Origin of the sequence: Eubacterium sp. AF16-48, assembly GCF_003479405.1 — a bacterium.
GTDB lineage: Bacteria > Bacillota > Clostridia > Lachnospirales > Lachnospiraceae > Eubacterium_G > Eubacterium_G segne.
This window is the reverse complement of the sequence record NZ_QUHB01000017.1, coordinates 1-8,824: the sequence shown is the minus strand read 5'-3', so window position 1 is coordinate 8,824 and position 8,824 is coordinate 1. Positions and strand designations below refer to the sequence as shown.

The following is an 8,824-nucleotide window of genomic DNA, read 5'->3' as shown; positions in this document are numbered from 1 at the left end:
ATCTCACAAGGCAGGCTGGCGGTGGCTTCTGGTATCACAAGGGAATATTTCAACAAGATAGAAAGTGGAAAAATGAAGCCGTCAAAGGAACTTCTGGAAACTCTGCATAAGGAACTGGCAAGGTTCAATCCAGAAGTACCGCTTACCATGCTGTTTGATTATGTGAAAATTCGTTTTCCCACGCTGGATATACAGCACATCATCAAAGATATATTAAAACTGAATATCAATTATATGCTCCATGAAGATTACGGACATTACAGTTATACGGAGCATTATTCTTTAGGGGACATCTTTATCTATACGTCGGCTGACGAAGAAAAAGGTGTCCTTTTAGAGTTAAAGGGGCGTGGTTGCCGACAGTTTGAAAGTTACCTGCTGGCACAACAAAGAAGTTGGTATGACTTTCTCATGGACGCACTCATAGACGGTGGCGTGATGAAGCGTATCGACCTTGCTATCAACGACCATACGGGTATTTTGGATATTCCAGAGCTTGCGGAAAAATGCAGGAAACGGGAATATATCGGAAAGTCCAGAAGTTATAAGTTTTATCAGTCGGGCGAGCTTATCAAGCATAGAGAGGACGACAGAGAATATATGGGACGCACCCTTTATCTTGGTTCGCTAAAATCAGATGTGTATTTCTGTATCTATGAAAAGGACTATGAGCAGTACGTCAAGTTAGGGACACCGCTGGAAGAAGCCGACATTATCAACCGTTTTGAGATACGGCTTAGAAATGAACGTGCCTATTATGCAGTACGAGATTTGCTGACCTATTATGACGCAGAGCAGACTGCCTTTTCTATCATCAACCAGTATGTGCGGTTTGTTGATGAAGAAGCAGACAAGCGAAAAAATGACTGGAAACTCAATGACCGCTGGGCGTGGTTTATCGGCGATAACAGACAGAGCTTGAAGCTGACGACAAAGCCAGAGCCTTACACCTTAGACCGTACATTGCGGTGGGTACAACGGCAGGTAGCACCGACCTTGAAAATGCTGAAAAGGATTGATAAGGGAAACGGAACAGACTACATGAAAACTATCGAACAGCAGGCAAAGCTCACAGAAAAGCATGAAATGATAATCAAACAGCAGACGACCCCTGCAAAAGATTTAGTAGAAAGTTAGGAGTGATGAAAAAATGTGGGAATTATTGAAAGACTTCCTGCTGGTATCTGTTGGAACGGGTATCGGCGTAGCCTTGATGTGTATTTTAAGTGTTGGCAAAGGAGCTGACTATGAAATGAAGAAATTAAAAGAAAGCGAGGACAAATAACATGAATTTCGGGCAAAATTTGTATCAATGGTTTTTAAGCAACGCACAGAGCTTAGTGCTTATGTCGATTGTGGTTATCGGTATCTACTTAGGGTTCAAGCGTGAGTTTTCAAAACTTATCGGTTTCTTGGTAGTTGCCTTGATTGCTGTCGGCTTGGTATTCAATGCTGGCGGTGTGAAAGATGTACTGTTAGAGCTGTTCAATAAGATTATCGGTGCATAAAATTTTATTGTGGGGCTGATGTATGGGTGCTATAATGTGAAAAAAGAAGTAATCGAGGTGTTCTATTTTGAATGAGAGAGAAAAAATTATTCGTTTATGGTTTGATATGTGGTTGAAACAGCAAGACTTAGGAATAGATAAAATTTTTACAGAAGATGTTGTTTATACGGAAAGCTGGTGTCCTAAATATGAAAATCTTAAAACAGTAAAACATTGGTTTAATGAATGGAATACTCGTGGTAAAGTCATTATTTGGGATATTAAACAGTTCTTTCATAAAGAAAATCAAACTGTCGTAGAATGGTATTTTAAAAATGAAATGAATACGGGAAGCGTTGAAGAATTTGACGGTATTTCCTTAATTGAATGGACAGAAGATAACAAAATCAAATCATTAAAAGAATATGGTTGCAATCTGAATAACTATAATCCATATCAACACAGCGATAACCCTCAATTTAGAGATGAAAAAACAAACTGGTTTTAAAACTTAATCAAATTATATCCATATACATAAAGCAGTTAGTCTTAGGATTGACTGCTTTTTTCTTACCTAAAATCAGATTGGAGTGATGAAATGAGCGATATTTTTAAGGATATGCAGGCAAACGTCGGCTGTGATTATATTTCTAACCTGCCCTCTTACAAGCGTAAAGTGTGGCATGAAATGAAGCGATTACCGCTTACGAATTATGATATAAAACAGTTAGAAGATTTTTCAAAGTATGTGTTTGGTATGTCGTACCAGAGCTTAAAAGATGTGATGAAGCAACAGAAAGGACGTGAGGAACAATGCAGGAAACAAGGGTGCTGGTGGAAACGAGAGGAACAACTGGCGAAGAAACAATATCATACTGGTTCGACCTGCCGATAGATGTTGCCGAGTTTGAAGAAAAGTTAGGTATCGGTGCAGAAAGTGGGGATTATCGTATTATCGAAAAGGTGTTGCCTTATGCTGATGAAGTCCACGAACACACCAGCGTGTACCAGCTCAACGAATTAGATTTTATGTACCGCCAGCTTTCAAGTGATATGCAGGAAGAATATGTATCACTACTTACGGTGTTTGAAAATTTAGAAGCACTTTATATTTGCAGGAACGTGATTATTGTTTATCCCGACTGTAAAAGCATGATAGATGTTGCAAGGCAAAAGCTGATGAACGACCCGATGTTCAAGCATTTATCCGAGGACTGTCAAGAATACTACTTTGACTTTGAAGCCTACGCTTCTCACTTGCAGGAACACGGGAAATTTTTAGTAACGGAACACGGTATCTTTGAACTGCCAGAGTAGGAAATGAGGTGGTGCTTATGATTGATGATATGGCGGTTTATATTGCTAATCTTGGCAAATACAATGAGGGCTATTTAGTCGGTGCTTGGTTCACGTTCCCCATTGACGAGGAAGATGTGAAAGAAAAAATCGGCTTGAATGAACAGTATGAGGAATACGCTATCCATGATACCGACAACTTTCCCATTGCGATTGGCGAGTATGTTTCCATTGAAGAACTCAATGAGATGTATGAAATGATAGAGGAACTTCCCGACTATATTGTAGAGTGTCTGGACGAATTTATCAGCCACTATGGGACGCTGGAAGAAGTCGTGGAACATAAGGACGATATTTACTATTATCCCGACTGTGAAACCATGACAGATGTTGCCTACTACTACATAGACGAATTGCAGGCACTTGGGGACATTCCACCCAGCTTACAGAATTACATTGACTATGAAGCCTACGGGCGAGATTTGGATATGGGCGGTTGCTTTATTGAAACAAGCCGAGGTATGTGCGAGATACCATATTAACGCTGGAAGATCAGCGACAAGCATTGTTGCTACTGACAGCGTATTTCTCTTTAAGGGACAGTCTGAAAATGGCTGTCCTTTTCTATTTTGAAAGGAGCTGAAAGAACTTGAAAAAGATTAAAAGCTACACGGGTATCTGGAACGTGGAAAAAGTCTTGTATGCAATCAATGACTTTAACTTACCCTTTCCCGTTACTTTTACACAGATTACATGGTTTGTGATTACGGAATTTATCATCATTCTGTTTGGGGATATTCCCCCACTTTCCATGATTGAGGGAGCATTTCTCAAATACTTTGGTATTCCCGTTGCTCTCACTTGGTTCATGTCGCAGAAAACCTTTGACGGAAAGAAGCCGTACAGCTTTTTGAAATCACAGATAACCTATGCCCTGCGACCAAAAATCACTTATGCAGGAAAAGCCGTAAAACTGCATAAGCAGATATTGAATGAAACAATCACGGCAGTAAGGAGTGTGAACTATGTTCCCGATAAAATATATTGACAATAACCTTGTCTGGAACAAGGACAATGAGGTGTTCGCCTACTATGAGCTGATACCATACAACTATTCTTTTCTATCCGCAGAGCAGAAATTTATCGTGCATGACAGTTTCCGACAGCTTATCGCACAGTCCCGTGAGGGTAAAATTCATGCGTTGCAGATTGCCACAGAAAGCTCAATCCGCAGTATGCAGGAACAGTCAAAGAAGCTGGTAACTGGAAAATTAAAGGAAGTTGCCTGCCAGAAGATAGACGAACAGACCGAAGCGTTAGTATCTATGATTGGGGACAATCAAGTGGACTACCGCTTTTTTCTTGGCTTTAAGCTCATGGTTACGGAAGAACAGCTCAATCTGAAGAACATCAAAAAATCGGTGTGGCTGACGTTCACAGAATTTCTCCATGAAGTGAACCACACGCTGATGAATGATTTTGTTTCCATGCCGAATGATGAAATCAACCGTTACATAAAAATGGAAAAGTTACTGGAAAATAAAATCTCCCGTCGCTTTAAGGTGCGTCGCTTGGAAATCCATGATTTTGGGTATCTCATGGAACATCTTTACGGCAGGGACGGTATCGCTTATGAAGATTATGAGTACCAGCTACCAAAGAAAAAATTGAACAAAGAGACGCTGATAAAATACTACGACCTTATCCGTCCGACAAGGTGTGTGATTGAGGAAAGCCAGCGGTATTTACGATTGGAACATGAGGACAAGGAAAGCTATGTGTCCTATTTTACCGTCAATGCGATTGTAGGAGAGCTTGATTTTCCGTCGTCTGAAATCTTCTATTTCCAGCAACAGCAATTCACATTCCCCGTTGATACGAGCATGAATGTAGAAATCGTGGAAAATCGGAAAGCATTAACGACCGTCCGCAACAAGAAAAAGGAACTGAAAGACCTTGATAATCACGCCTATCAAGCAGGAAGTGAAACCAGCTCAAATGTGGTGGACGCTTTAGACAGCGTGGACGAGCTGGAAACTGATTTAGACCAGACAAAAGAAAGTATGTATAAGTTAAGCTACGTCATACGGGTGTCTGCACCCGATCTTGACGAGCTGAAACGCCGTTGTGATGAAGTCAAGGACTTTTACGACGACCTCAATGTAAAGCTGGTGCGTCCTGCTGGGGATATGCTGGGGCTTCATTCTGAATTTCTTCCTGCCAGCAAGCGATATATCAATGACTATGTGCAGTATGTAAAATCAGATTTTTTAGCTGGGCTTGGCTTTGGTGCGACACAGCAGTTAGGAGAAACTACGGGTATCTATATGGGCTATTCTGTTGATACGGGAAGAAATGTGTACCTGCAACCGTCCCTTGCCAGTCAAGGTGTAAAAGGTACAGTTACCAACGCTTTAGCGTCTGCTTTTGTCGGTTCGCTTGGCGGTGGGAAATCGTTCTGTAACAATCTTCTGGTATATTATGCGGTGCTGTTTGGCGGTCAAGCACTTCTGTTAGACCCTAAAAGTGAGCGTGGTAACTGGAAAGAAACGCTCCCAGAGATTGCACATGAAATCAATATCGTAAATCTTACCAGCGATAAGGACAATGCAGGGCTTCTTGACCCGTTTGTGATTATGAAGAATGTAAAAGACGCTGAAAGTCTGGCAATCGACATCTTAACATTCCTTACGGGTATTTCTTCAAGGGACGGCGAAAAATTCCCCGTACTTCGTAAGGCAGTACGCTCCGTTACCCAGAGCGACAGTCGGGGCTTGCTCCATGTGATAGACGAGCTACGCCGTGAAGATACGCCCATATCAAGAAATATCGCAGACCATATCGACAGCTTCACGGACTACGACTTTGCACACCTGCTGTTTTCAGACGGTACGGTAGAAAATGCTATCAGTCTGGATAATCAGCTCAATATCATTCAAGTAGCCGACCTTGTACTGCCAGATAAAGATACCACTTTTGAAGAATACACGACCATTGAATTGTTGTCTGTGTCTATGCTGATTGTGATTAGTACCTTTGCCCTTGATTTTATCCATTCGGACAGAAGCATTTTTAAGATTGTCGATTTAGACGAAGCGTGGGCGTTCTTAAATGTGGCACAAGGAGAAACCTTATCAAATAAGCTGGTTCGTGCTGGGCGAGCTATGCAGGCAGGCGTTTATTTCGTTACCCAGTCTGCCTATGACGTGTCAAAGGAAAGTCTGAAAAACAATATCGGCTTAAAGTTTGCATTTAGAAGCACGGATATAAACGAGATAAAGCAGACCTTAGAGTTTTTCGGTATCGACAAGGACGATGAGAACAACCAGAAACGCTTGCGTGATTTGGAGAACGGACAATGCTTATTGCAGGACTTATACGGGCGTGTCGGTGTGGTGCAGATACACCCAGTCTTTGAAGAACTGCTACACGCCTTTGATACCAGACCGCCCGTACAGAGAAATGAGGTGGAGTGATGAAAGAAAGGATAAAAGGTGTGTTCACAAAAAAGAAGATTTTCCACTTTCTCAAAATGGCTCTGTTCGTGGTGGCACTCTCCCTTATCCTGCTTTCACTTTTGGGGACGGTGGCTCATGCGACGGGGCTTGTAGACGATACCATAAACGCAGAAAATCTTTATTCAAAATATCCCCTTTCCAACTACCAGCTTGATTTTTTCGTCGATAATAGCTGGTCGTGGCTTCCGTGGAACTGGCTCGACGGTATCGGAAAATCGGTACAATACGGGCTGTACTGCATTACCAACTTTGTCTGGACTATCAGTTTGTATTTGAGTAATGCAACGGGCTATGTGGTGCAGGAAGCCTATAAGCTGGACTTCATCAATGATATGGCAGACAGTATCGGAAAGAGCATACAGACCCTTGCAGGCGTTACCGAGAACGGCTTTTCTTCTACGGGCTTCTATGTTGGTTTCCTGCTTCTCATTATCTTAGTGGTGGGAATGTACGTTGCTTATACGGGACTGATAAAACGGGAAACCAGCAAAGCACTTCACGCTGTTATCAACTTTGTGGTGGTGTTCGTGCTGTCCGCTTCATTTATTGCTTATGCTCCCGACTATATCAAGAAGATAAATGAATTTTCATCAGACATCAGTACCGCTTCTTTGGATTTGGGAACAAAAATCATGCTCCCTAACTCCGACAGCGAGGGTAAGGACAGCGTGGACTTGATACGGGACAGCCTATTTTCTATTCAAGTGGAACAGCCGTGGCTCTTGCTTCAATTCGGGAACAGCAACGCAGAAGAAATCGGGACAGACCGTGTAGAAGCTCTCGTATCGGCAAGTCCAGAGGACGAGGACGGGAAAACCAGAGAGGAAGTCGTGAAAACAGAAATCGAGGACAACGACAATAACAATCTGACAATACCGCAGGTCGTGAACCGTTTGGGTATGGTGTTCTTCCTCTTGTTCTTTAACTTGGGTATCACGATATTTGTATTCTTGCTTACGGGCATGATGTTGTTCAGCCAGATACTTTTTATTATCTTTGCAATGTTTTTACCTATCAGTTTTTTACTTTCCATGATACCGAGCTATGAAAGCATGGCAAAGCAGGCAATCGTGAGAGTATTTAATACCATAATGACACGGGCAGGAATAACGCTCATTGTAACGGTGGCATTTAGTATTTCCAGTATGTTTTACAACATTTCCACAGACTACCCATTCTTTATGGTGGCGTTCTTGCAGATAGTATGTTTCGCTGGTATCTACATGAAGCTGGGCGACTTAATGAGTATGTTCTCACTTAATGCTGGCGACAGTCAAAGCATGGGACGACGCATATTCCGCAGACCGTATCTGTTTATGCGACATCGGGCTAGGCGTATGGAACACCGTATTGCAAGGGCGGTAAGTGCTGGCGGTATTTCGGGCGGTGTAGCTGGTGCGGTGGCTGGAAGTGCCGTTGCTGGCAAGAGAGCCGAAAGAAAAAATACGGCTTCTAAAGAAAATCGGGGCAATACCACTTCCAGCATGGGACAGCGTGCAGGTTCAAAAGTCGGTGCTGTTTTAGATACGAAAAATAAAGTGAAAGACAAGGCAAACGCTGTCAAAGAGAATATCAAGGATATGCCGACACAGACCGCTTATGCGGTGTATTCCGCAAAGGAAAAGGCAAAGTCCAGCGTGTCCGACTTCAAGCGTGGCATGGTGCAGGAACAGCAGTCCAGACAGACGGGACGCTTGGAAAAGCAGGAACAGCGTAAGAAAAATATCGCTGACAAACGTATGGAGCTTCAAAAGGCACAAGAAGCAAGGCAGGTACAGCGAAAGGCTGACGGATCAGCGACAACGGGAGCTACCCGTCCCCATGAGCGACCAGTCACAGCTTCAACCATTCCAAAGCCGAGTGTTGAAAAAATGCAGGAAGTCAAACGCCCAGCCACAGCTCCAACTCCGAAAGCAAGTGAGCCAGTCAAGACAAATGTTATCAAAGAGCGTCCGTTATCTTCTGGTGCTTCTGATAAGAAAGCACCCCAGCCTACACAGACAGTACATAGGCAGAATGTAGAAAAAGTGGTATCGCAGGAAACACGCCAGAATGACACCAAAGACCGCAGGATAAAGGTTCAGCAGACCCAGAGCGTCCAGAAGAACCAGCAGACCATAGAGAAAACCCGTAACCTTGTAACGAAGAAAGGACAGAAGAAAAAATGAAACTGAAACATATCGCTATCATTGGCAGTCTGTTTCCTATCCTCTTTTCTCTGGTGCTTTTCTTTGGCGTCCTCATTAGTGCGGACAGCGACGACGAGAACAGCAATTTTTCTTCTGGCATTACGGGTATGAACCTATCCGCAGAAGTCTTGAAACATCAGCCTATGGTAGAAAAATACGCCAGAGAAAACGGTATCTCCGAGTATGTCAATGTGTTACTTGCTATCATTCAAGTAGAAAGTGGCGGTACGGCAGAAGATGTTATGCAGAGTTCGGAAAGTCTTGGTTTACCGCCTAATTCCTTAGATACGGAAAGCTCAATCAAGCAGGGGTGTAAGTATTTTGCGTCCCTGCT

Annotated in this window: 11 protein-coding genes; all 11 read left to right on the top strand. The window is 42.9% G+C overall.

What is annotated here, in order from left to right:
* Window positions 1-1,137: MobT family relaxase (mobT, locus tag DWW68_RS12680; protein WP_243053203.1), on the top strand; the 1,137-nt coding region annotated here is incomplete at its 5' end.
* A gap of 13 nt (window positions 1,138-1,150) precedes the next feature.
* Window positions 1,151-1,285, top strand: coding sequence for a DUF3789 domain-containing protein (locus DWW68_RS12675; protein ID WP_003061156.1), 135 nt, complete (start codon window positions 1,151-1,153; stop codon window positions 1,283-1,285).
* Window position 1,286: 1 nt separating this feature from the next.
* A complete protein-coding gene (locus tag DWW68_RS12670) occupies window positions 1,287-1,508 on the top strand; it encodes a hypothetical protein (protein WP_003060793.1) in 222 nt (73 codons plus the stop codon).
* 67 nt (window positions 1,509-1,575) lie between these two features.
* Window positions 1,576-1,995, top strand: coding sequence for a nuclear transport factor 2 family protein (locus DWW68_RS12665; protein ID WP_003060053.1), 420 nt, complete (start codon window positions 1,576-1,578; stop codon window positions 1,993-1,995).
* A 90-nt stretch (window positions 1,996-2,085) separates the two neighbouring features.
* The gene (locus DWW68_RS12660; protein ID WP_008687105.1) at window positions 2,086-2,382 is read left to right on the top strand and encodes a hypothetical protein; all 297 of its coding nucleotides are present in this window, start codon (window positions 2,086-2,088) and stop codon (window positions 2,380-2,382) included.
* Window positions 2,301-2,804 carry an antirestriction protein ArdA gene (locus tag DWW68_RS12655; protein ID WP_003062492.1) on the top strand — a complete coding sequence of 168 codons (504 nt, stop codon included), beginning with the start codon at window positions 2,301-2,303 and terminating at the stop codon, window positions 2,802-2,804. The genes DWW68_RS12660 and DWW68_RS12655 overlap by 82 nt, the downstream gene beginning before the upstream one ends.
* 17 nt (window positions 2,805-2,821) lie before the next feature.
* On the top strand, window positions 2,822-3,325 hold the full coding sequence (locus DWW68_RS12650) for an antirestriction protein ArdA (protein ID WP_002323345.1): 504 nt from the start codon (window positions 2,822-2,824) through the stop codon (window positions 3,323-3,325).
* 107 nt (window positions 3,326-3,432) lie between these two features.
* The gene (locus tag DWW68_RS12645; RefSeq protein WP_003061368.1) at window positions 3,433-3,831 is read left to right on the top strand and encodes a conjugal transfer protein; all 399 of its coding nucleotides are present in this window, start codon (window positions 3,433-3,435) and stop codon (window positions 3,829-3,831) included.
* The gene (locus DWW68_RS12640; protein WP_003060327.1) at window positions 3,809-6,259 is read left to right on the top strand and encodes an ATP-binding protein; all 2,451 of its coding nucleotides are present in this window, start codon (window positions 3,809-3,811) and stop codon (window positions 6,257-6,259) included. Before DWW68_RS12645 ends, DWW68_RS12640 begins: the two co-directional genes overlap by 23 nt.
* A complete protein-coding gene (locus DWW68_RS12635; protein ID WP_003060083.1) occupies window positions 6,259-8,469 on the top strand; it encodes an MFS transporter in 2,211 nt (736 codons plus the stop codon). Before DWW68_RS12640 ends, DWW68_RS12635 begins: the two co-directional genes overlap by 1 nt.
* Window positions 8,466-8,824: lysozyme family protein (locus DWW68_RS12630; protein WP_199669486.1), on the top strand; the 359-nt coding region annotated here is incomplete at its 3' end. The genes DWW68_RS12635 and DWW68_RS12630, both read left to right, overlap by 4 nt.

What these genes read in the sequence shown, in the direction of transcription:
- DWW68_RS12675 (WP_003061156.1), top strand. Translation starts at nt 1,151, where the DNA reads ATGTGGGAATTATTGAAAGACTTCCTGCTGGTATCTGTTGGAACGGGT.
- DWW68_RS12655 (WP_003062492.1), top strand. Translation starts at nt 2,301, where the DNA reads ATGCAGGAAACAAGGGTGCTGGTGGAAACGAGAGGAACAACTGGCGAA.
- DWW68_RS12640 (WP_003060327.1), top strand. Translation starts at nt 3,809, where the DNA reads ATGTTCCCGATAAAATATATTGACAATAACCTTGTCTGGAACAAGGAC.
- DWW68_RS12635 (WP_003060083.1), top strand. Translation starts at nt 6,259, where the DNA reads ATGAAAGAAAGGATAAAAGGTGTGTTCACAAAAAAGAAGATTTTCCAC.
- DWW68_RS12660 (WP_008687105.1), top strand. Translation starts at nt 2,086, where the DNA reads ATGAGCGATATTTTTAAGGATATGCAGGCAAACGTCGGCTGTGATTAT.
- DWW68_RS12670 (WP_003060793.1), top strand. Translation starts at nt 1,287, where the DNA reads ATGAATTTCGGGCAAAATTTGTATCAATGGTTTTTAAGCAACGCACAG.
- DWW68_RS12650 (WP_002323345.1), top strand. Translation starts at nt 2,822, where the DNA reads ATGATTGATGATATGGCGGTTTATATTGCTAATCTTGGCAAATACAAT.